This is a genomic window from Arthrobacter sp. TJ-266, from assembly GCF_058269115.1.
The window spans coordinates 332,911-355,214 of record NZ_JBZCNC010000003.1 but is presented as its reverse complement, the minus strand read 5'-3'; the positions used below and the strand labels follow the sequence as shown (position 1 = coordinate 355,214).

General features: G+C 71.5%; 20 protein-coding genes. 11 read left to right on the top strand and 9 right to left on the bottom strand.

Annotated features, from left to right (window positions below; translation table 11 throughout):
* Positions 1-48 precede the first annotated feature (48 nt).
* Entirely contained in the window at positions 49-429 is a 381-nt protein-coding gene (locus AC4D12_RS10300) for a DUF7793 family protein (protein WP_490949832.1), read from the top strand.
* 30 nt (positions 430-459) lie between these two features.
* Here AC4D12_RS10300 and AC4D12_RS10295 read toward each other — a convergent pair whose 3' ends face one another.
* Positions 460-1,299 (bottom strand): helix-turn-helix transcriptional regulator, encoded by an 840-nt coding sequence (locus AC4D12_RS10295; protein ID WP_490949831.1) that lies wholly within the window; start codon positions 1,297-1,299, stop codon positions 460-462.
* 144 nt (positions 1,300-1,443) lie between these two features.
* Here AC4D12_RS10295 and AC4D12_RS10290 point away from each other — a divergent pair, with 144 nt between their 5' ends.
* The 6 genes from AC4D12_RS10290 to AC4D12_RS10265 all read left to right on the top strand — a co-directional run bounded on the left by AC4D12_RS10290 (position 1,444) and on the right by AC4D12_RS10265 (position 6,999).
* Complete coding sequence (locus AC4D12_RS10290) at positions 1,444-2,193, top strand: SDR family oxidoreductase (RefSeq protein WP_490949830.1); 750 nt, start codon at positions 1,444-1,446, stop codon at positions 2,191-2,193.
* Positions 2,194-2,205: 12 nt separating this feature from the next.
* Positions 2,206-3,129 (top strand): carbohydrate kinase family protein, encoded by a 924-nt coding sequence (locus tag AC4D12_RS10285; RefSeq protein WP_490949829.1) that lies wholly within the window; start codon positions 2,206-2,208, stop codon positions 3,127-3,129.
* An 84-nt stretch (positions 3,130-3,213) separates the two neighbouring features.
* On the top strand, positions 3,214-3,741 hold the full coding sequence (locus tag AC4D12_RS10280) for a YbhB/YbcL family Raf kinase inhibitor-like protein (RefSeq protein WP_490949828.1): 528 nt from the start codon (positions 3,214-3,216) through the stop codon (positions 3,739-3,741).
* A 63-nt stretch (positions 3,742-3,804) separates the two neighbouring features.
* Entirely contained in the window at positions 3,805-4,614 is an 810-nt protein-coding gene (locus AC4D12_RS10275) for an HAD family hydrolase (RefSeq protein WP_490949827.1), read from the top strand.
* Positions 4,592-5,407, top strand: coding sequence for a glycerophosphodiester phosphodiesterase family protein (locus tag AC4D12_RS10270; protein WP_490949826.1), 816 nt, complete (start codon positions 4,592-4,594; stop codon positions 5,405-5,407). Before AC4D12_RS10275 ends, AC4D12_RS10270 begins: the two co-directional genes overlap by 23 nt.
* 71 nt (positions 5,408-5,478) lie before the next feature.
* Positions 5,479-6,999, top strand: a complete 1,521-nt coding sequence (locus AC4D12_RS10265) for a dihydrolipoyl dehydrogenase family protein (RefSeq protein ID WP_490949825.1) — start codon at positions 5,479-5,481, stop codon at positions 6,997-6,999.
* A gap of 197 nt (positions 7,000-7,196) precedes the next feature.
* On the opposite strand, the gene AC4D12_RS10260 is transcribed toward AC4D12_RS10265, so the two are convergent.
* From AC4D12_RS10260 to AC4D12_RS10245, 4 genes are all read right to left on the bottom strand, one after another.
* Positions 7,197-8,660: a glycoside hydrolase family 43 protein gene (locus tag AC4D12_RS10260; RefSeq protein WP_490949824.1), complete on the bottom strand. Its 1,464-nt coding sequence runs from the start codon at positions 8,658-8,660 to the stop codon at positions 7,197-7,199.
* A gap of 119 nt (positions 8,661-8,779) precedes the next feature.
* Entirely contained in the window at positions 8,780-9,718 is a 939-nt protein-coding gene (locus AC4D12_RS10255) for a hypothetical protein (RefSeq protein ID WP_490949823.1), read from the bottom strand.
* A 58-nt stretch (positions 9,719-9,776) separates the two neighbouring features.
* Positions 9,777-10,778, bottom strand: a complete 1,002-nt coding sequence (locus AC4D12_RS10250; RefSeq protein ID WP_490949822.1) for a phosphotransferase family protein — start codon at positions 10,776-10,778, stop codon at positions 9,777-9,779.
* Between the two features lie 28 nt (positions 10,779-10,806).
* A complete protein-coding gene (locus tag AC4D12_RS10245) occupies positions 10,807-12,135 on the bottom strand; it encodes a uracil-xanthine permease family protein (RefSeq protein ID WP_490949821.1) in 1,329 nt (442 codons plus the stop codon).
* Between the two features lie 113 nt (positions 12,136-12,248).
* Between AC4D12_RS10245 and AC4D12_RS10240 the strand changes: the two genes are divergently transcribed.
* Both AC4D12_RS10240 and AC4D12_RS10235 read left to right on the top strand, forming a co-directional pair.
* Positions 12,249-13,097 (top strand): SDR family NAD(P)-dependent oxidoreductase, encoded by an 849-nt coding sequence (locus AC4D12_RS10240; RefSeq protein ID WP_490949820.1) that lies wholly within the window; start codon positions 12,249-12,251, stop codon positions 13,095-13,097.
* On the top strand, positions 13,094-14,461 hold the full coding sequence (locus AC4D12_RS10235; RefSeq protein WP_490949819.1) for an aldehyde dehydrogenase family protein: 1,368 nt from the start codon (positions 13,094-13,096) through the stop codon (positions 14,459-14,461). Before AC4D12_RS10240 ends, AC4D12_RS10235 begins: the two co-directional genes overlap by 4 nt.
* A 22-nt stretch (positions 14,462-14,483) precedes the next feature.
* On the opposite strand, the gene pgm is transcribed toward AC4D12_RS10235, so the two are convergent.
* The gene (pgm, locus tag AC4D12_RS10230) at positions 14,484-16,115 is read right to left on the bottom strand and encodes a phosphoglucomutase (alpha-D-glucose-1,6-bisphosphate-dependent) (protein WP_490949818.1); all 1,632 of its coding nucleotides are present in this window, start codon (positions 16,113-16,115) and stop codon (positions 14,484-14,486) included.
* A 145-nt stretch (positions 16,116-16,260) separates the two neighbouring features.
* On the opposite strand from pgm, the gene AC4D12_RS10225 reads away from it, so the two are divergent.
* Both AC4D12_RS10225 and AC4D12_RS10220 read left to right on the top strand, forming a co-directional pair.
* Positions 16,261-16,428: a hypothetical protein gene (locus AC4D12_RS10225; RefSeq protein ID WP_490949817.1), complete on the top strand. Its 168-nt coding sequence runs from the start codon at positions 16,261-16,263 to the stop codon at positions 16,426-16,428.
* A 73-nt stretch (positions 16,429-16,501) separates the two neighbouring features.
* The gene (locus AC4D12_RS10220) at positions 16,502-17,689 is read left to right on the top strand and encodes a glycerate kinase (RefSeq protein ID WP_490949816.1); all 1,188 of its coding nucleotides are present in this window, start codon (positions 16,502-16,504) and stop codon (positions 17,687-17,689) included.
* Between the two features lie 7 nt (positions 17,690-17,696).
* Here AC4D12_RS10220 and AC4D12_RS10215 read toward each other — a convergent pair whose 3' ends face one another.
* The 3 genes from AC4D12_RS10215 to AC4D12_RS10205 form a co-directional block, all read right to left on the bottom strand.
* Positions 17,697-19,220, bottom strand: coding sequence for a long-chain-fatty-acid--CoA ligase (locus tag AC4D12_RS10215; RefSeq protein ID WP_490949815.1), 1,524 nt, complete (start codon positions 19,218-19,220; stop codon positions 17,697-17,699).
* 125 nt (positions 19,221-19,345) lie between these two features.
* Entirely contained in the window at positions 19,346-20,809 is a 1,464-nt protein-coding gene (locus AC4D12_RS10210; RefSeq protein WP_490949814.1) for a peptide MFS transporter, read from the bottom strand.
* A gap of 46 nt (positions 20,810-20,855) precedes the next feature.
* The gene (locus tag AC4D12_RS10205) at positions 20,856-22,250 is read right to left on the bottom strand and encodes an amidase (RefSeq protein ID WP_490949813.1); all 1,395 of its coding nucleotides are present in this window, start codon (positions 22,248-22,250) and stop codon (positions 20,856-20,858) included.
* Positions 22,251-22,304: the final 54 nt, after the last annotated feature.

Sequence of the window (22,304 nt, the reverse complement as noted above, 5' to 3'; positions counted from 1 at the left end):
CGTAATGTGCGCAGCACATGACGACTGCCGGATCACGAGGGGGCGTGGATGAGTAGCGAGGGCACGGAGGCCGGTGAGTCGTTCACCGCGCGCGTGCACGGTGAGGTGATCTGGATCGAATGGGTCGCCCACACCACCGTGACCGATCACGAGGCCTTCTCCCTGGTGGACAGGGCGAATGCCCTCTGCCCGGACGTCTGTCCGCCCATGCTGGTGATCCTCAACGAGATGGTGACGCTGAGCAGGGGAGCATTGCAGGCCTTCTCGCGGCACCTGAACATCGCCGCGATGGCGCTGGTGGGACCGTCACCGGTGGATGAACTCCTCGTCAGCTACTTCACCGAGGTCCACGCACCCCCCTACCCCACCCGCCACTTCATCACCGTCGAGCAAGCCCACGCGTGGCTGATGGGCCATCCCCACTCCTGACGGTCGGGCGCCCCGCCCTCGGGGAGCCGCTCAGGCGATCTGCTGCCGGGCGGCGAGGATGCTGAGGAGCTGGAGCTTGTCGTGACCCTCCGAGCCCGGTGGTGCCGTCAGGACGAGGAGCGACTGCGCCTGGTTGTCCGTGAACAGGACCTGGCAGTCCACCTCGATCTCACCGAGCTCCGGGTGCACCAGGGTCTTGTGGTCGTCGAACCGGTTGCGCACCTCGTAGCTGCTCCAGACCGATGCGAACTCGGGACTCGCCGCGAGCAGGGCCTCCACGATCTCCCGGCCTCGGTCCGCCACCTGTTCCTGGGTGATCGCCGCACGCAGTGCTGCCGCCCTCACCCGGGACTGGTGCGCGTGGTCCCGCTCCGGGTAGGTGCTGCGCTCCGCCGGGTCGGTGAACCAGCGGTAGTAGGAACTCCGCGCAAGGCCCCTGTGCCGCGCGTCGTCACCCATCAGCGCCACCGAGAGCCGGTTCTGCACGAGCGTCTCCGCGAGCGAGGAGAGGATGAGGGCCGGGGTGTCCTCGAGTCGGTCGAACACGCGCATCAGGGCCGGGGCCACCTGCTCCGACGGGCCGGAGCGCCGCGGGGGGCGGTGACCGGCCAGCAGGAACAGATGATCGCGCTCGTCGAGGCTGAGCCGGAGACCGCGCGTGATGGCCAGCAGCATCTGGTCCGAGGGCTGAGGGCCGCGTCGCTGCTCCAGCCGGGTGTAGTAGTCCGTGGACATCCCGCACAGCACGGCCACCTCCTCGCGGCGCAGGCCTGCCGTGCGGCGCCGCACGCCGGGCGCGAGCCCCACATCCGCCGGACCGAGGGCTTCGCGGCGTGTGCGGAGGAACTCGGCCAGGTCGTTGCGGTTCATGCCTCAATGATGGCCCTGCGCCCGCGGCGGGAACAGGGACCGCCGATCCATGGATGAACCCTCCTCTCCCGCCCACGGCGGAAGCGGCGCAGTGTTGATCCGTCAGCACCGTTCCCGCTGGCACCCCCTGAACGAAGGATCATCATGCAGCTCACCGGACGAACCATCCTCATGGCCGGCGGAACCTCGGGTATCGGCCTCGGCCTCGCCCTGCGCTTCCTGGCTGAGGGCAACCGCGTCATCGTGGCCGGCCGTCGGTCGGACGTCCTCGAGGAGATCGCCGCCGACCACCCGGGCATCCACACGATCGTCCTCGACATCGCGGACCCCGCATCGATCGCCCGGGTGCGGGACGCCCTGCTCGCCTCCCACCCGGACCTCGACGTCCTCGTCGCGATGGCAGGGATCATGCATCCCGAGGACCTCCGCGACCCGGCCTCCCTCGCCACGGCCGAACGGACCGTCACCACGAACCTGCTCGGTCCGCTGCGCCTGATCAGCGCCTTCGTGCAGCACCTCGCGACCCGTGAGGACGCCGCGATCATCACCGTCACGTCCGGTCTCGCGTACGTCCCCCTGCCGGTCGCGCCGACCTACAGCGCCACGAAGGCCGCGCTGCACTCCTACACTGACAGCCTCCGGGTGCACCTCGCGGACACCCCGGTGCAGGTCATCGAGCTGGCGCCACCGCTGGTCCGCACCACCCTCATGGGCAACCAGGACAACGAGCACGGCATGCCGCTGGAGGAGTTCCTCGACGAGACGATGTCCCTGCTCGCCACGGAACCCGACGCCCGGCAGATCCTCGTGGAGCGCGTGAAGCGCCAGCGCTTCGCCGAGGCAAGCGGCCAGTACGAGGACGTTCTCGCCAGTCAGAGCATGCTGCCCGGCTGATACGTTGAGAGCGTGCTCACCGTTATCGGGGAAACCCTCATCGACGAAGTCGTCAGCGACACGGCCTCCATGCGTGCGCACGTGGGCGGCAGCCCCATGAACGTGGCCGTGGGACTCGCCCGCCTCGGGCATCCCGCGCAGTTCGTGGGCCGCTATGGCGACGACGACTACGGCCGCATGATCCAGCAGCACCTGCGCGAGAACTCGGTGCTCTTCCCGGTGCACGCAGACGCAGCGCCCACGAGCGTCGCCACCGCCCGTCTCGACCCCGCGGGCGGTGCGTCCTACGACTTCCAGCTCGTGTGGGACCTCCCTGATCTCGCCGAGCGCACCGAGTCCCTGCTCGACGGCTCGAGCGTGCTGCACACCGGCTCGATCGCCACGATGCTCGCACCGGGGTGTGACGACGTCCTCGCGCTGGTCACGGCAGCCCATCCGCGCGTCACCGTCACCTACGACCCCAACTGCCGCCCGACGATCATCCGCGACGCCGCCTACGCCCGTGAGCAGGCCGAGCGGTTCGTGGCGCTCGCCGATGTGGTGAAGGCCTCGGACGAGGACCTCGAATGGCTCTACCCGGACCGTACTCCGGAGCAGTCCGCGCGCGCCTGGCTGGACGTCGGCGCGGCCGTCGTCGTCGTGACCCGCGGTTCCAAGGGCCCCTGGGGCGTCTGCCGCGCCGGGGAGGCGTCCGTGCCTGCGCCCTCCACGAGCGTCGTGGACACCGTGGGGGCCGGTGACTCCTTCATGGCCGCGCTGGTCGGCGCGATCGTGGACCTGGAACTGGACGGCGCCCATCGGCGGGACGACCTGCGCCGAATCAACCTCGGGCAGCTCACCGGCCTGCTGCAGTACGCAGCCCGGGCAGCGGCCATCACGGTGTCCAGGGCCGGCGCCAACCCGCCGTCCCGCGACGAGATGGCCCGCCCCGCCTGACCCGGCGGCGCGCACCTGCCGAACTACGCCACCGATCCACGCCACCGATCCACGCCACCGATCCACGATCAGAGGAGCACAGCGATGACCCGCGACCCCTACGCAGACCTTCCCCAGGTACCCGAGTTCACGCTGACCAGCGAGAGCATGACCCACAACGCACCCCTCGGGGCGGCGCAGGCCTCGGGCATGATGGGCGCCGGTGGCCAGGACGAGTCACCGCAGCTCTCCTGGAGCGGCTTCCCCGAGGGCACCCGCAGCTTCGCCGTCACCGTCTACGACCCGGATGCGCCGACCGCCAGCGGCTTCTGGCACTGGGCGGTCCTCGACCTCCCCGTGTCCACCACATCACTGCCCGCGGGCGCGGGAACGGACGGGTCGGGGCTCCTGCCCGAGGGGGCGCTGACCCTGCGGAACGACGGCGGATTCGCGGGCTTCGTGGGCGCGGCACCTCCCGCGGGCCACGGACCGCACCACTACCACGTGGTGGTCCATGCGGTGGATGTCGACTCCCTCGGCCTTCCCGCCGACGCGACCCCCGCGTACCTCGGCTTCAACCTGTTCTCGCACAGCATCGGGCGTGCCCGCCTCATCGGTACCTTCGAGCAGTAGCCCGGCCCGCCTGCGGCCGGCCGGCCGCAGGTAGGGTGGAACGAGGGACAGAAGGAGTCGACGATGCGCCTCGTGGCGAGCGATATGGACGGGACCGTCGTGGGTCACGACGGCAAGATGAGCGAGCGCACCATCCGTGCGTTCCGGGCCTGCGTGGAGGCGGGGGTGGACGTCGTGTTCGTCACCGGCCGGCCGCCGCGGTGGCTCGAGCCGCTCCGCGACCAGCTCGGCCACACCGGCACGGTCATCTGCTCCAACGGCGCCCTGACCTACGACCTCCGGACCGAGAGCGTGCTCGACGCCAAGCTGCTGGACCCCGAGGCCATCTACGAGGCCCGCGACATCATCCGCGGCCTCTTCCCCGCGGCCACGTTCGCCGCCGAGACGGTCTCCGGGTTCAAAGTGGAGTCCGGTTTCGCGGACAGCGCCACCTCGGAGTTGCTCGGCGGGCTCACGGCGCAGCCGTTCGAGGAGTCCCTTCCCGGCGAGCAGGTGGTAAAGTTCCTCGCCCGCGAGAAGGACATCTCACCGGACGCCTTCCTCGCGGCCGTGCGCCCCGCCGTCGGGCACCTCGTCTCCACCACGCACTCGGCACCCACCATCGCCCTGCTGGAGATGGCACCCCCGCACATCGACAAGTCCGTCACGCTCGCCGAGTACGCGGCCGCACGCGGGGTGGACGCCGCGGACGTCGTCGCGTTCGGTGACATGCCCAACGACGTGCAGATGCTCGGCTGGGCCGGCTCCGGCTACGCCATGGCGTCCGGTCACGCCGACGCGCTCGCCGCCGCGAACCTGGTGGCACCGCCGTTCGACGAGGACGGCGTGGCGCAGGTGCTGGAGGAACGGCTTGCCGCGCTCCGGACGGCCTGAGGCGTCCCGCTTCCCCTACCTGGACGCGCGGGACGACGCCGGGCGGGCCCGCCCCCTGGCGCTCTCGCACCGCGGCTTCGCGCCCGACGGCGACGAGAACACCCTTGCAGCCTTCGAACGCGCCGTGGAACTCGGCTACGGGTATCTCGAGATCGACGTCCGGGCCTCCTCCGACGGCGTGGTCATGGTGTTCCACGACGAGACGGTGGAGCGCGTGACGACGAGCGCCGGCCCGGTGGCCGCGCGCACCGCCGCCGAGCTCGGGTCGCTGTCCGTCACCGGATCGGGCGGCATACCCACCCTCGAGCAGGTCCTTCTCCGCTGGCCGACGCTCCGACTCAACATCGACGTGAAGAGCGACGACTGCGTGCGGCCGTTCGCGGAGCTGATCAACCGGCGGCGTGCCCATGACCGCGTGCTCGTCGCGTCCTTCTCCGACCGTCGGCGCAGGCGCGTCCTGACGCTCCTGGCCCGGCCCACGGCGTCGTCCGCGGGCATGGTGGTCAACGCCCTGCTGCTGCTCGCCGCGCCCCTCGGGCTGGCGCGGGTCGTCGCCGCCCTCGGCCGCGTCCAGGCGGTGCAGGTGCCCGAGACCTACCGGGGCGTGCGCGTGGTGACGCCGCGCTTCGTGCGTCGCTGCCACGCGGCCGGCCTGCAGGTCCACGTATGGACCGTCAACGAACGCCCGGACATGGACCGGCTGCTGGGCCTCGGCGTGCACGGCCTCGTCTCCGACGCCGCCGACGTCCTCGCCACGTGCATGGCGGCCCGCGGCTCGTGGCCGCAGAACTGACCGGCCCGTCCACCCGAGGCCGGCGCACCACTCCCGCCCACCCCGCACCACCCCCAGTACGAGGAGCAGGCATGGCACGCAGGACGTACGACGTCGATCTCGCCGTGATCGGCGGCGGCACCGCAGGGCTCGTCGGGGCGCAGACGGCAGCCGGGCTGGGCGCCCGGGTGGTCCTCGTCGAGGAGCGGCGCACCGGTGGGGACTGCCTGTACACGGGATGCGTGCCGTCGAAGGCGCTGCTCGCCGCGGCGTCGGCTGCGGCACAGGCCCGCGGCGCCTCGCGGTACGGCGTGGAGGTCACCGGCGTGACGGTGGATTTCCCCCGGGTCATGGAGCACGTCCGCGGGGCCATCACGCACATCGAGCCCGTCGATTCGCCCGAGGCCCTCGAGGCGGCCGGTGTCGGTGTGATCAGCGGCCGGGCCGAGCTACTGCCCGACGGCGACCTCCGGGTGGACGGCCGCATCCTCTCGGCCCGGCACGTGCTCGTGGCCACGGGATCGGATCCCGTTGTCCCCTCGGACGCCGACGTACCCGGCATCGGTGACGTGCACGTCCTCACGAACGAGAACCTGTGGGACCTCGACGTCCTGCCGCGCGAGCTGGTGATCCTCGGTGGCGGGCCGGTGGGCTGCGAACTCGCGCAGGCCTTCGCGCGGCTCGGCTCCCGTGTGACGGTGATCCACCGCGGCTCCCGCCTGCTGCCGCGTGAGGACCCGGACGCCTCGGCGATCCTCCGCGCGGCCCTCGAGGCCGACGGCGTGCGGCTGCTTCTCGACGACACCGCCGCCTCGGTCAGGGCGCCGGCCACTACGCCGGATCATCCGGCGGGCGATTCGCCGGGAAATACGTCGGGCAGCCCGGCCGAGGCGGCCGGCGGCCCTGGCGGAACCGAATCCGGGACGGGCGCGGTCACGACGTCGTCGGGCCTTGAGCTCCCGTTCACACACCTGCTGGCCGCTGTGGGCCGGACGCCGCGGAGCCGCGGCTTCGGCCTCGAGGAGGCCGGGATCCTCCTCGACGACGCCGGTCACATCGTGACGGACCGGCACCTGCGGACGTCGAGGCCTGGCTTCTGGGCGTCCGGCGACGTCACGGACCACCCGAAGTACACGCACACCGCCGGCGTGCACGCGAGCATCGCCGCCGCCAACGCGATCCTCGGGCCGCTGCGGACGGTGAGCCGGATCGAGCCGCCACGCGTGACGTTCACGGACCCGGAGGTCGCCGCGGTCGGCGCTCCTACGGGCCGGGGCGGTACCGAGCAGACGGTGCCGCACTCCCACCAGGACCGCGCGGTGACGGAGCAGCGCATGGAAGGCTTCACGCGGCTCGCGTTCGATCGTCGCGGACGCGTGATCGGCGGCACCGTGGTGGGACCGCGGGCGGGGGAGTCGCTCGGCGAGATCTGCCTCGCCGTGCAGCGGAAGGTCCCCGCCACCGGACTCGCGGGGGTCACCCACCCGTATCCCACCCATAACGACGGCGTGTGGAACGCCGCGATCGCGCAGACCCGGACGGTGCTCTCACAGCCGGTGATCGTCGCCGTCGGGCGGCTCGCCCGGCGACTGCAGGCGCGTCGCACCGGCTGAACCGGTACCGGAGGTCCCGTCCGGGAGGGTCCGCCGCAGTCGGGCGGGTGGCGCCTGCCGCCGGACGTGCGAGAGCCCGGTCGAGGCCACTCCCTCGACCGGGCTCTCTCGGTATCGGTGCATCACAGGCGGTATCGCGCCCTCCCCTGACTCACCGAGCCTGGTGCCTGCGGCGCCCGTGCGGGCGCCGCAGGAGTCTACTTCCGGCTCTTGCCGGGCTTCGCCTCGACCGTCAGCTCCACGGGGTCGGTGGTCACCGTTCCGTGGGGGTTCGAGAAGGTCGCCCGGAACAGGCGGCCGTCGTCGGCCGAGTGCGCCTTCTTGACCTCGGCGGTGGAGGTGTACGTGCCGTCCTCGGCGCGCTCGGCCCGCTGCGTGACGTCCGCCGGCTGCCAGGTGGCGCCGTCGTCGTCGGAGCTCTCCCACACCGCGACCGGCTCGGGGGTGCCGAGGGCACTGGCCGTGAAGCGTGCCCTGTGGCCGTCGCGGACACGGACGTCCTCGGGGGACGAGACCATGGCGGGGAGTTCGACCGTCTGGTCCACCGTGGGCCACCCGTCCACCCAGCCCATCTTCTGCAGGCCGAGGGTGGGGATGTAGGGCGCGGCCGCGTTGCTCCGGTCGTAGTAGTGGAACGCGAGGTGGTCGTCGAAGACCGACTGTCCGCCGAGGCCGTTCATGGCGCCGTGCGACTCCATGAGGATGGTGCCGCCACCGCCGAACATGTCGCGGCCCTCCTTGTCGAGGTACGGGCCCGTGATGGATTCCGAGCGGCCCACGGCGATCTTGTACGTGGAGTCGGCCCCGCGGCAGCAGAAGTCGAAGGACGTGAAGAGGTAGTAGTAGCCGTCACGGTGCATGATGTACGGCGCCTCGATCGGGTTGCCGGGGATGAACCGGTCCGCGATGTTGACGGTCTGCGACTGCCAGTTCTCGACCGGCTTGCCGCTCGGCCACTCCAGGGGCACCAGGAAGATGCCGTACCAGAAGGAACCGATGGACATGTAGGGCTTGCCGTCGGCGTCCTCCACGATCCCCGCGTCGATGGCGTTGAAGGTCTTGTCCGGGTTGTTCGGGTCCAGGCCCTCCACCGGAGAGTCGACCACGAGGCCCTGGTCCACCCACTCGTAGTCAGGGTCCTCGGGGTCGAGGGTGGTGTTCGTCGCCAGGGCGGTGAGCGAGTTGTTCCCGCCGAACTGCGATGCCGAGTAGTAGAGGTAGAAGGTGCCGTCGTTCTCGTAGATCTCCGGGGCCCACAGGTTCTCCGGGAGCACGCCGCCCGCGTAGCGCTCGTCGATCCAGGCGGGGATCTCGTCCCACACCGTGCCGCGGTACTCCCAGGTGGTGCCCTCGTCCTTCGAGGACCACATCTGGATGGTGCCGCCGTTCTCGCGGGCCAGCAGGCCGGTGGAGTAGACGTACCAGGTGCCGTCGTCGTCGATGATGAGCGCCGGATCGTGGATGGGCGTGGTCTCGCCGACCACCGATTTTCCACCCACCAGATCCTCGAGGGACCCGGCGGCGGACTGCTGCGTGAGGGTGACCGGCTGGGCCGGGGCCTTGGGCCCGGCGCTGGCGGGAACAGCCGCTCCGGTCAGTGCCAGGGCGAGGACGGCGATGATGCTTGCCGGCCGTGACCAGATCTTCGAACGTGACGTCATTATCACGCGGTCCTTTCGATGGGGTGGGGGCAGGCGGGGGACGCGCACCGTTTACATCGTTGTCTACATCGTTGTAGAAGAGTGGCACGGGGCAGCGGGAGGCGTCAAGGTCTTCCTGCTCAGGAAGCGGTGGGGAGGCGCCTCCGGCGCCCGGCGCGAGTGATGAGCGGCGCCACCAGCAGGCCCGCGACCCCGAGCGCGAGCGCCAGCAGCACCGGGCCGAGTCCGCCGCCGGCCGGGTCAAGCGAGATCGCCAGCGCCGACCGGGCGAGCTCGAGCATCTCGCGCGGGTCGCCGAGCGTGACGCGGGTGCCGAACGCCGAGCGGACGGCCTCGAACACGGGCGGGAGCAGCCAGAGCAGCAGCAGGTCCGCGAGCCACACCCCGGCGTGTCGGACCGATCGGAGGCCGCACCACGCCAGGGCGAGCCCTACGAGGACGGCAGGCATCCACCGGAGTGCGAGGTACACCCAGGTGGGAACGGCGAACGAGTCCACGAAGGCGAGCACCCACTCGCCCACCCAGAGGGAGGCCGGTACGGCGAGCAGCCCGGCTCCGAGCGTCACGGTGGTCCGGGAGGGGGAGCACATCAGCAGGAGGGCGACGACGCCCGCGGCCAGTGCCGTGAGCACACCGGCGAGGATGCCGAGCACGTAGATGCGCGACGCCGAGCCCTCCAGGAGGCCGGCGTCGACCACGGTGAAGGACTGCACGGTCGCGGCCACCTGCACGGCCAGGAGACCTGCGACGGCGCTCCGAGTCCGCGCCGCCGGCCGCCCGGGCCGTCGCCGGCGCAGCGCCAGGCCCGCCAGGGCCCCTCCCATGACCAGCAGGGACACGAGCGGGACCAGGGAGTACTGGCTGATCGGCAGGAGCACCAGCGGCATGTCCTCCGGCAGCGTCTGCTCGGCCCACAGGTTCTGCAGCGGCAGCCGTGCCCCCGCCGCGAGCCACGGGGCGAGGCCCAGCACCCCCGCGAGGGCACCCGTCAGCAGGCCCGCGGCCACCTGGGCGAGCCTGCGGTGCCCCGCGGGCCGCTCCGTCGTCGAATGACTCATGCGCGCCGTCCCCCACCTGTTCCGGCCGCCGCGAACTGCGACGCACCGCGCGGCCATCCTAGCGAGCGGCGAACACCGGGTCGGCGAGGGTCCGCAGGTGGTGCAGCGCGGCGGGGGCGTAGGAAGCCATCGATGCGTCGTCGGCGTAGACCAGCAGCCGGAGCCAGGAGCCGTACCGGTGCACGTCCCCCAGGATCAGCGCGGGTTCGACGCCGGCGCGCAGGTCCTCGATGGGTGCGAGGTCCGTCCACCGCTCGAGGTAGGCGTCGATCACGGCGCCGATCCGCGGATCGTCCGGCGTGGTTCCCCACTGCTCGCACATCCGCGTCACGGGGACCAGGAGCGCGCTGAAGGGGTGCGCCCAGTAGGAGTCGGCGAAGTCCAGGAAGCGCAGGGGAGCCGCCTCCGTGGCCGGGAGGAAGCAGTTCCTCGCGTGGAGGTCGTTGTGGTCGAGCGAGAGCGGCACGGGGAGGCCGCGCAGCACGTCCACCGCCCTGCTGATCGCGGGCAGGCGCTGGACGACGCGGTCCGCGGCCTTCCCCGAGAGGTGCAGCGGGTGACCCTCGGGCAGCCCCGTGTGAAGGAGCAACTGGTTCTCCACGAAGTTCGCGGCCACCTCGGGGTTCATGACCACGAGGCCCGCGCGTGTGAGATCCTCCCCGTGCGAGGAGGCGAGCCGCTGGAGGTCGGCGAAGTCACGCGTGATCCGCGCCCACACCGCCGGTTCACCCGACGCGACCTCACTGAGCGTGGCGCCGTGATCGGCCGTGAGCATCCAGCCTCGCGACGGCTCGATCGCGAGGGGCGCGGCCACGTGGTCGGGTGCTATGCGGCCGAGCACCGAGAGGATGGACGCCTCCGCGAACTGGCCGAGGTTGTTCTCCTTGAACCAGAGCGTCCCGTGATCCGTGGGCACCGTCAGTTGCGTGGACCAGAAGCGGATGCGCGGCTGCTCGGAGGGGCCGGTGCGCGTCACCCCGACGTTCTCCAGCGCGAGGTCGATCCACTGGTCCGCCTCCCGCCGCCACTCCGCCGAAGCCCAGAGCTCGCGGGTGTTCACGGGCGGCCCGCCCGCCGTGCGGGGCCCATCAGCCGAGCTTCGACGGACGCGCGCCGTGGTCGCTGGACTCGAGTTCGTCCGCCCCGGCGACGTGCTCGCTACCGCGGGCCCGGGCGATCGCCGTCATGCCGTGGAAGATGACGAGCGCGGCCGCCGTGCCGAGCGCGATCCCCGCGAACGTGAGGTCGCCGATCACCCAGGTGAAGTCGGCGATCCCGATGACCAGCGCCACCCCCGCCGTCGAGAGGTTGATGGGGTTCGAGAAGTTCACCTGGTTCTGCACCCAGATGCGCACACCGAGGATGCCGATCATCCCGTAGAGCACCACACCCGCCCCGCCGAGCACGCCGGCGGGCACGGTGGCGATCAGCGCGCCGAACTTGGGGAACAGGCTGAGGAGGATCGCCACGATCCCGGCCACCCAGTAGGCGGCGGTCGAGTAGACCCGCGACGCCGCCATGACCCCGATGTTCTCGGCGTAGGTGGTGGTGCCGGACCCGCCGCCGGCGCCCGCGATCATCGTGGCGACGCCGTCCGCCATGAGCGCCCGCCCCGTCACGGGGTCGAGGTCGCGGTCCGTCATGGCGGCCACGGACTTCACGTGGCCGATGTTCTCCGCCACCAGCACGAGGACCACGGGGACGAAGAGCCCCACGACCGAGAGGTGGAACTCGGGGGCGGCGAACTGCGGCAGGCCGATCCAGGCGGCGTCGTTGATCGCGGCGAAGTCCACCTCACCGCGGAGCATCGCCACCGCGTACCCGGCCAGCACGCCCACCAGGATGGAGAGCCGCCCGAGGATGCCCTTGAACAGCACCGTGACCAGGAGGATGGCGATCACCGTCACGAGGGCGGTGACCGGGGCCTGCTCGAAGCTCGCCTTCGCCGTCGGTGCGAGGTTCAACCCGATCAGCGCCACGATGGCGCCGGTGACGATCGGCGGCATGGCCACCTGGATCCAGCGGGCACCCGAGGTGTGGACGATCAGCCCGATCAGCGCGAGGGCCGCACCCGCCATGATGATGCCGCCCAGTGCCCCGGCCGCCCCGTGCTGCGACTGCGCGGCGGCGATGGGTGCGATGAACGCGAAGCTCGAGCCGAGGTAGCTCGGCACCTTCCCGGCCGTGATGACGAGGAACAGGAGCGTGCCGATCCCGGAGAAGAGCAGCGTGGTGGACGGCGGGAAACCTGTGATGAGGGGCACCAGGAACGTGGCGCCGAACATCGCGACCACGTGTTGCGCGCCGATCCCGATGGTCCTCGGCCAGCTCAGCCGCTCCTCGGGCGCCACGTACCCTCCCGGCCGCACGTTCTTCCCGTCGCCGTGCAGCGTCCAGCCGATACCTCGTGAGCTCATGGGTCTGCCTTCCGAAGGTGGTGCGTTGGTGATGGGCGCGCAGCCGAAAGCCTAGCCGTACGGTGTTGCCCCGGTGTTACGTTGCTTGTCGGGGCGAGCAGACGGGCGGACACATGACATTCACGGTACGAGGGCGCACCGTCCTCATCACGGGCGCAGCCCTGGGCATGGGACGCCTCTACGCGGAGCGGGCAGCCCGGGAGGGCGCAGCTGTGGTCCTCTGGGACATCGACGGGCAGGGGCTCGACGCCGTCGTGTCGGAGCTTGCCGCGATCACACCGTCCGTGCACGCGTACGTGGTGGATGTCGGGTCCACGGAGTCCGTCATCGCCGCCGCGGAGGCGGTCCTGAACGACGTCGGCGTGCCGGACGTGCTCGTCAACAACGCGGGGATCGTCCGCGGCACGTACTTCTGGGAGCACCATCACACCGTCGACATCGACCTCACGCTGCGCATCAACACCGCTGGCCCCATGCACGTCACCCGCGCCTTCCTCCCGGCCATGATGGAACGCGGCACCGCGGCGAGGATCCTCAACGTCGCCTCGGCATCCGGGACGCTGAGCGTCCCCCGGATGAGCGTGTATGCGGCGTCGAAGTGGGCGGTGATCGGCTGGAGCGATTCGCTGCGGCTGGAGCTGAACGCGGTCCGGCAGCCCATCAGGGTCACCACGCTCATCCCCAGCTACATCCGCACCGGCATGTTCGAGGGGGTACGCGGGCCCCGGCTGACGCCCCTCATGGAGCCGGGTCACGTGGTGGACCGCGCGTGGCGCGGCATGCTCGCCGGGAAGGGGCGGGTGCAGTTGCCCTGGACGGTCCACCTCGCCGGGGCGCTGAGGAACCTGCTGCCCCAGCCGGTCTGGGATGTCGTGGCCGGGCGCGTCTTCAGGGTCTACAGCTCCATGGAACACTTCACCGGGCGCACGGGCGCCCCCGCGAACGAGAAGGACGGGCGATGACGGCTGCACAGCTCCTCGAGGAACGACGCCGGTACTTCGGCACGGGCGCCACCCGCCCCGTGACGTGGCGCCGCACCCAGCTGCAGGCAGTGGTGCGCCTGCTCACGGAGCGGGCGGACGACGTCACGGCCGCGCTGCGCGAGGATCTCGGCAAGAACGCCACCGAGGCGTTCCTGTCGGAGATCGCCGTCGTCCGGGCCGAGGTCGAGTACGCGTTGAAGCATCTCGACGCGTGGATGGCGCCCGAGAAGATCGCGGTGCCGGGCGGTCTGCGCCCCGGCCGCGCGTGGACACAGGCCAGGCCGCTCGGTGTGGTGCTCATCATCGGGCCCTGGAACTACCCGCTGCAGCTCGTGCTGGCCCCGCTCGTCGGTGCGCTCGCCGCGGGGAACACCGCCGTGCTCAAGCCCAGCGAGGTGTCGGCGGCGACGTCCCGCGTCCTCGCGCGCCTCGTGCCGCAGTACCTCGATCCGGAGGCCGTCTCGGTCGTCGAGGGCGGTGTGGAGGTGACCACCGACCTCCTGGCACAGCCGTTCGACCACATCTTCTACACGGGCGGTGAACGCGTGGGGAAGATCGTCATGCGCGCCGCGGCGGAGCACCTGACCCCCGTGACCCTTGAGCTCGGCGGGAAGTCGCCGGCGGTCGTCGTCGGCGGGGATGTGCGCACGGCGGCCCGCCGGATCGCCTATGGGAAGTTCATGAACGCGGGCCAGACCTGCGTCGCACCGGACTACCTGCTCACGACTCCGGCCGCGGCTCCCGCGCTCGCGGGCGCCCTGGCCGATGCGGTGAAGGAGTTCTACGGCGCTGATCCGCGCGCCTCGGCCGACTACGGCCGCATCATCAGCGAGCAGCATCTCGATCGGCTCGTGGGACTGCTCGACGGCGGCACCGTGGTGTCCGGCGGGCGTCACGACCGCGCGGAGCGCTATGTGGAGCCGACCATCCTGCGCCACGTCGATTCGGCGTCGGACCTGATGCGCGAGGAGATCTTCGGGCCCCTGCTGCCGATCGTCGAGGTGGCGGACCTCGACGCCGCGATCGCGTTCGTCGCTGCTCGCCCGCATCCGCTCGCCGCCTACCTCTTCAGCGACGACGACGAGCACCTGACGCGTTTCACCGACGGCGTGCAGGCGGGCGGTATCGCGCACAACGTCTGCACCATCCAGCTCGCCGTCCCGGGCCTGCCGTTCGGGGGCGTAGGGGCGAGCGGCACGGGGAGCTATCACGGCCGGCGGTCGTTCGAGACGTTCAGCCACCTGCAGCCGGTGTTCTCGAAGCCCGGACGGGTGGACACGTTACGGCTCGCCTACCCGCCCTACGGCGCCGTCAAGCGCCGTCTGCTGCGCAGACTGCTCTGACTGCTGGAGGCCAGCGAGGCGCCTAGCTGATGACGCCGTCCACGAGCGCCTTGGCCTCGGCCTGCACGAGCTCGAGGTGCTCCTGCCCCCGGAAGGACTCCGCGTAGATCTTGTAGACGTCCTCGGTGCCGGACGGGCGGGCGGCGAACCACGCGTTCTCCGTGGTCACCTTCAGGCCGCCCACGGGAGCGCCATTGCCCGGCGCCTCGGTCAGCCGCGCGGTGATCTCCTCGCCGGCGAGCGTGGTGGCGGTGACGTCCGACGGCGAGAGCTTGCCCAGCGCCGCCTTCTGCTCCCGCGTGGCCACGGCGTCGATCCGCGCGTAGACGGGCGCCCCGAAGCGCTCGGTCAGCGCCGTGTAGTGCTGCGACGGCGTGCTGCCGGTGACGGCGGTGATCTCGGAGGCGAGCAGCGCGAGGAGCAGGCCGTCCTTGTCCGTGCTCCACGGCTTGCCGTCGAGCCGCAGGAAGGAGGCCCCCGCGGACTCCTCGCCGCCGAATGCCAGCTCACCGCTCAGCAGCCCGGGCACGAACCACTTGAAGCCCACCGGCACCTCCTGAAGGGTCCGCCCGAGGTCGGCGGCCACGCGGTCGATGATCGACGACGAGACGAGGGTCTTGCCGATCACGGCGTCCTCGCGCCAGTTCGGCCGGTGCGTGTAGAGGTACTGGATGGCCACGGCGAGGTAGTGGTTCGGGTTCATGAGGCCGGCGTCGGGGGTGACGATCCCGTGGCGGTCGGCGTCGGCGTCGTTCCCCGTCGCGATGTCGAACTGGTCTGCCTGCGTGATCAGCGAGGCCATCGCGTACTGCGACGAGCAGTCCATGCGGATCTTCTCGTCCCAGTCGAGCGTCATGAAGGCCCACTGCGGGTCCACCGCCGGGTTCACGACCGTGAGGTTCAGGTTGTGGCGCTCGCCGATGGCACCCCAGTAGTCCACGGAGGCGCCGCCCATCGGGTCCGCGCCGATGTGCACGCCTGCGGACCGGATGGCGTCGAGGTCCAGGACCGACGGCAGATCGTCCACGTAGTGCTGCAGGAAGTCGTAGGTGCTGATGCCCTCGGCCGTGCGGGCCTGCGCGATCGGCATGCGCTTCACGCCCTGCAGTCCGGCCTCGAGGAGCTCGTTGGCGCGGTTGGCGATCCACGTGGTGGCGTCGGAATCGGCGGGGCCGCCGTGCGGGGGGTTGTACTTGAATCCGCCGTCCGCGGGCGGGTTGTGCGACGGCGTGATGACGATCCCGTCCGCCTGCTCCGTGCGCGTGGCGTTGTACGTGAGGATGGCGTGGGACACCGCGGGGGTGGGCGTGTAGGCGCCGCGGGCGTCGATGAGCACGCTCACGTGGTTGGCCGCGAGCACCTCGAGCGCGGTGTCCTGTGCGGGCTCCGAGAGGGCGTGGGTGTCCTTGCCCATGAACAGCGGGCCCGTGATGCCCTGGCCCGCGCGGTACTCCACGATGGCCTGCGTGATCGCCGCGATGTGCCCCTCGTTGAAGGAGCGCTTCAGGGACGAGCCACGGTGACCCGATGTGCCGAACGCCACGCGCTGGGCGGGATCGGTCAGATCGGGCCGGAGGTCGACGTACGCGTCGAGCAGCTGGGTCACGTCGACGAGGTCGCTGGGGAGGGCCACTGTGCCCGCTCGATTAGCCATGGCCCCAGCATGTCAAAGAACCCCCGTGATTACACCCGCTGCGTGCTCCGCGGGTGATCGGGGTCCGGTTGCCCTCGTCCCCACCGTCAGTAAGCTGAGGATCAGCCCCCGGCCGGGGAGCGGACCGACGACGGAAGGCACCAGCATGAGCGAGAACTCCAGCGGAACCCCGAGCGGCGACCCGGACGAGCAGGGCGCCGAGGAAGCCGGCAAGCTCGAGGAGCAGGCGGCGGGCGGCTACGGCGGACCGGGCACGGACGACGAGATCGCCCCCGGCTTCGAAGCAGAGAACGACGGCGGCTCCGGGGCCTGACCGCCCCGGGTCCGGAGCGCGATATGGGACGCGAGACCGGCACCGCGATGCGCGGGACGCCTAAGGTGGACGCGTGATCACGTCCTCGCCGCAGCGCCCGCTCAGGGTGGTCCTCGCGCCCGATTCACTCAAGGGCAGCCTCCCCGCGGCGGAGGCTGCCCTCGCCATGTCCGAGGGGGTGCGCGCCGCTGCCGCACGCCTCGGGCACCCGGCCCCCGACGTCGTCCTCGCGCCCCTGGCCGACGGCGGCGAGGGCACGCTCGACGCCCTGCTCGCCGCATGGGGCGCCGAGGCCCGCGAGACCCCGTGTCACGACGCCGCCGATCGCGCGCGGACGGGCCGGTACGGCATCGCGGCGCCCATGGGCGGCGTGGTCCGCGGCGTGCTGGAGGCCGCCGAGGCCAACGGGCTGCCGCTCGTGGCCGACCTGCCGCTCGACGCGCTCACCGCCACGAGCTACGGCGTCGGGGAGATCGCCGCGCGGCTGCTCGACGACGGCGCGGACGAGATCCTGCTCTGCATCGGCGGGTCCGCGACCACCGACGGCGGGGTGGGCCTGCTCTCGGCCCTCGGGGCACGCTTCCTGGATGCCGACGGCGATCCCCTCCCTCCCGGCGGCGGTGCGCTCGCGGCCCTGGCGACGATCGACGTCGCCGCGCTCCATCCCCGCGCGCGGGAGGTGCGGTGGCGCATCGCGGTGGACGTCGACAACCCGCTCTGCGGACCGCGCGGCGCCGCAGAGGTGTTCGGGCCGCAGAAGGGTGCCACGCCGGACGACGTCGCCGTGCTCGACGCCGGACTCGCCCACCTCGCTGGTGTTCTGCGGGACGCCACGGGTGTCGACGTGCTGGAGATCGCGGGTGTCGGGGCCGCCGGCGGACTGCCGGCCGTGCTCGTGCCCTTCCTCGACGCGGAGATCGTGCCCGGCTCCGCGCTGGTGGCCGACGCCGTCGGGCTCGCGGACGCCCTCGCCGACGCCGACCTCGTGCTCACGGGGGAGGGCTCCTTCGACGCGCAGTCGCTCGGCGGGAAGGTGGTGCAGGCCGTCGTGGAGAACGCGGCTGCCTCCTGCGCCGTCGTGGTGATCGCCGGCCGCGTGCAGCTCACCGCGGCGGAGGTGCAGGACGCCGGGATCGCCGGGGCGTTCTCGCTCGCCACGGGCCCCATGCCGCTCGACGCGCTGATCCGCGACGCAGCAGCGCTGATGACGGACGCCGCGGCGCAGGTGTACGGCGTGTTCAGCGCCTCCCGCCGAGCCTGATCCGCAGCTAGACGCTGATCTCCCGCTTGAGGATCTTGCCGGTGGGGCCCTTGGGCAGGGCGTCCACGAGCACCACGCGGCGCGGGTACTTGTAGGCGGCCACCCGCTCCTTCGCGAAGTCGAGGATCGCGGTCGAGAGCGCCTCCCGTGCGGCGTCGTCGGCCGGGGCGTGCTCGGCCTTGATGCCGATCACGGCCACGATCTCCTCGCCGTGCAGCTCGTCAGGCACCCCGATCACGGCGGCCTCCGCGACCGCGGGGTGCTCGTACAGCACCTCCTCGACCTCGCGCGGGTACACGTTGTAGCCGCCGCGCAGGATCACGTCCTTCTTGCGGTCCACGATGTAGAGCAGGCCGTCCTCGTCGATGCGCGCGAGGTCGCCGGAGCGGAACCAGCCGTCCGGGATGGCCGCTGCTGTGGCCTCGGGATTCTCCCAGTAGCCCTTCATGACGCAGTGCCCGCGGACGGCGAGCTCGCCCACCTCGCCCTGCGGCACCTCGTTGCCGAGGGGATCGAGCATGCGCACCTCCACGCCCTCGATCGGCGTCCCGATGGAGCCAGGCTTCCGCAGCGCGCCCACGCGGTTGAAGCTGACGATCGGGGACGTCTCGGACAGGCCGTAGCCCTCCAGGAGATCGGCCTTGAACACGCGCTCGAACTCGTGCAGCACCTCCACCGGCAGCGCCGAGCCACCGGAGACCGCCACGCGGACCGAGGAGAGGTCCGTGGTGGCCACGCTCGGGTGCCGCAGCATCGCGACGTACATGGTGGGCACGCCCTCGAAGACCGTGACGCCGTCGCGCGCGATGATCTCGAGGGCCTTGCCCGGCTCGAAGCGGGGGAGCAGCGTGACCGTGGCGCCGGTGAGGACGGCCGCGTTCAGCGCGCACGTCTGGCCGAAGATGTGGAAGAACGGCAGGCCGCCGAAGAGCACCTCACCCTCGGCGGTGCCCATGAGGTCGCGGGAGATCTCCGTGTTGCGGGCCAGGTTCGCGTGGGAGAGCGTGGCTCCCTTGGGGCGGCCGGTGGTGCCGGAGGTGTAGAGCACCACGGCGGTGTCCTCACCGTCGAGCGCCACCACCCCGGGCGTGGGCTCGGCGGCCGAGACCCGCTGCATGAACGCGCCCGCATCGACGGTCACGACCTCCACCGGAGCACCGACCTCCGCGGCGGAGGCCTCCGCACCGCCCTGGGCCTCGGCGATGATGCCCTCCCACGCGAAAACGAGCCTCGAGCCGGAGTTGGTGAGGTGGTATGCCACCTCGCGTGCCTTGAGCAGGGGGTTCAGGGGGACGACGACGGCACCCGCACGCAGCACCCCGTAGTACACGAAGGCCATCTGGGGGATGTTCGGCATGATCAGGGCCACGCGGTCGCCGCGCTGCACGCCGTGTTCGGCGAGGAGCGTCGCGACCTTCTGGCTGAGGACCTCGAGGGCCCCGAAGGTGACCTCCACGTCGTCGAGCTTGATGGCGACGGCCGAGGGGCTTCTCGTCGCAGTGGCCACGAGGTTGTCAGCGAGGTTCGGCACGCGATCTCCTTTGATCATGAGGCACGGTGGTGCGGCTCCCGGCACAGAGGTTACCGGTGGGTAGAAGTCTCTGTGATCGGGGCCGCACGTGCAACAGACCCGCGGCCGGAGTGGCTGCCGGGCGCTCAGCGGACCCCGCTCATGCCCTTCCGGATCGCTGGCGCCGCCGCCACGAGTGCGGCGCCCAGCACGATCGCCGTGATGCCGCTGAAGGCGAAGTACGAAACCTCCGTGTCCTCGGAGTAGAACCCGGCGAGCAGGCCGGACGCCGTGGTGCCGAGGGAGATGGACAGGAAGAACAGCGCGAGCATCTGCGTCCGGAAGGCCTCGGGCGCCAGCTTGGTGGTGACGGACAGGCCGATCGGGGAGATGAACAGCTCCGCCCAGGTGAACAGCAGCAGGATGCCCACGAGGGCCAGGAGCGGTGTGCTGTTCTCGCCGCCCCCGGCGAACGGGATGAACGCGAGGAACGCCACGCCCATGACGATCAGCCCGAAGGAGAACTTCAGCGGCGACGACGGCTGGCGGCTGCCGAGGCGCGTCCAGACGGTCGCGAAGACACCGGCGAACACGATGATGAAGATCGGGTTGATGGACTGCACCATGCCCGGGGGCATCTCCCAGCCGAACAGCGTGCGGTCCAGGCGGCTCTCGGAGTACAGGGCCACCACGGTGAACTGCTGTTGGAACAGGGACCAGAACGCGGCGCTCGCGATGAACAGCGGCATGAACGAGTACACGCGCCGCCGCTCGAGGGCAGTGACTTTCCGGCTCGTGAGGATCACCGCGAAGTAGGCGATGGTCGCCGCGATGGCGGTGTACGCCATCACGGTGGCGAGGTTGCCGGCGTCGAGCAGGCCGGTGGCGAGGGCGCCCCCGATCAGCAGGACGACGACGGCGGCGACCACACCCCAGCGCGCGTACTGCGCGCGCGGGAGGGGGTTCTCGACGGCGTGCGCCTCGGCCGGGAGGTTCTTGCGGGTCGCGGCGTACTGGACGAGGCCGGCCGCCATGCCGACCGCCGCGAGGCCGAAGCCCACGTGGAAGCCGAGGCTGTCGGCGGCGAGGCTCGTGAGCAGCGGGCCCACGAGGGCGCCGATGTTGATACCCATGTAGAAGATCGAGAAACCGGCGTCGCGGCGTTCGTCCCCCTCGGAGTACAGGGTGCCCACGAGCGAGGAGGCGTTGGCCTTGAGGCCGCCGGAGCCGAGGCCCACGAGCACGAGGCCGATGGCGAGGCCCACCGCGCCGGGCAGCAGCGCCAGGGCGATGTGCCCGAGCATGATGATGACGGCGGAGACGAACAGGACGCGCTCTGAGCCGACCACGCGGTCAGCCAGCCAGGCGCCGAGGATGGTCGAGAGGTACACGCCACCGCCGTAGGCGCCCACGAGTCCCGCGGCCGCGCCCTCGTCGATCCCGAGGCCGCCCTCGGCTGCCGAGTAGGTCATGTAGAACAGCAGCAGCGCCTGCATGCCGTAGAAGGAGAAGCGTTCCCACAGCTCCACGCTGAAGAGGTTCGCCAGCATGCGCGGATGGCCGAAGAAGGGTGTGTCGCCCGAGGTGGAGGGCTTGAAGAGAGTGCTCACCTACTCCATGGTGCGCTCGGTGTGGCAGCCGGGCAAAATCGCCACCCTACTGCCCGTGACCCTCGAGTTGTGCTGCGAGTGCGAGCAGCTGCGCTTCCTCGCTGGGCCGTCCGATGAGCTGCACGCTCATCGAGATCCCGTCGGGTAGGCGGAGCGTGGGCACCGTCACGGCGGGCAGGCCGATCACGTTGACCATCGACGTGTAGGGGGAGTACTGGCACTGCCGCAGGTAGTCGGTGTCGCCGTCGGCGTCGGTGTACCAGCCCAGCGGGCGCGGGGTCATCGCGACGGCGGGCGTGAGCACCATGTCGTAGGGCGAGTACCGGCGGATGGTGGTCTGCTCGAACTCCCGCAGCACGTCGACGGCCCGTGCGAGGTCGGCGGCGCTCGCAGCGAGGGCGCGACGTCGGAGCGCGCGGGTGATGTCCGTCAACCGGTCCTCGCGCTCGGCGGGAATCGGGGCGGTGGCGAGCCCGGCGGTCCACACGGTCCGGAAGGCGTCGTGGTACCGCGGGTCGTAGGTGAGGTCGGCCTCGACGACGTCGTGACCCGCGCGCTGCAGTGCCTGGATGCCGGCGTGGTAGGCGTCGGTCGCGGCGCTGTCCAGCCGGATGTCCACGGCGGCGGCGAAGGGCGACACCGTGCTGACGCCGATGCGGAAGCGGCCCTCGGCGCGCAGGGCGGCGTCCGTGAAGGAGCCCGCGTACCGCGACGCCGCGCTGGTGGGCCGGAAGGTGGGTTCGCGCACCAGTGCGTCGAGGAGCAGGCCGGCGTCGGCAGCGGTCCGCGCGAGGGGACCGGCGACCACGAACTGACCGAGATCGGCCTGGCCCGAGCCGGAGGGCACGCGTCCGCGGTTGGGCTTCAGGCCCACGAGGCCGGTGGCCGCGGCCGGGATCCGGATCGAGCCGCCACCGTCGGTCCCGGGCGCGAAGGGGATCATGCCGGCGGCGACGGCCGCCGCGCTGCCGCCGGAGGACCCGCCGGGGCTCAGCCGGCGGTCCAGCGGGTTGCGGGCGGGGGCCGCGATGCGGTTCTCGCTGTAGCAGCTGAGGCCGAACTCGGGCACCTGTGTCTTGCCGAGGCTGATGGCACCGGCCCTGCGGAGCACGGCTGCGAGCGGGGCGTCCTTCTCCGCGACGGCGTGGTCCAGGGCGGCCGTGCCGAGCGTGGTCCGTACCCCGGCGACGTCCGTGAGGTCCTTGTGGGCGAGGGGCACCCCGTGCAGCGGGCCGAGGGCCGCCCCGGAGGAACGCAGCCGGTCGGCGTGATCGGCGGCGCGCAGGGCGTCGTCGTGGGTGACGGTGATGAACGAGCCGAGATCCGGATTCAGGGCGTCGATGCGCCGCAGGAAATGCTCCGTCACCGCGCGGGCGCTGACGGCGCCGCGCGCGAGGGCGTCGCGGAGGGCGAGGGCGGGGAGTTCGTACAGGTCGGTCATGCTCAGCTCCGTCGGAAGGCGGGGGTCGCCGGGCCCGCTGCGGCGCCGTGCGAG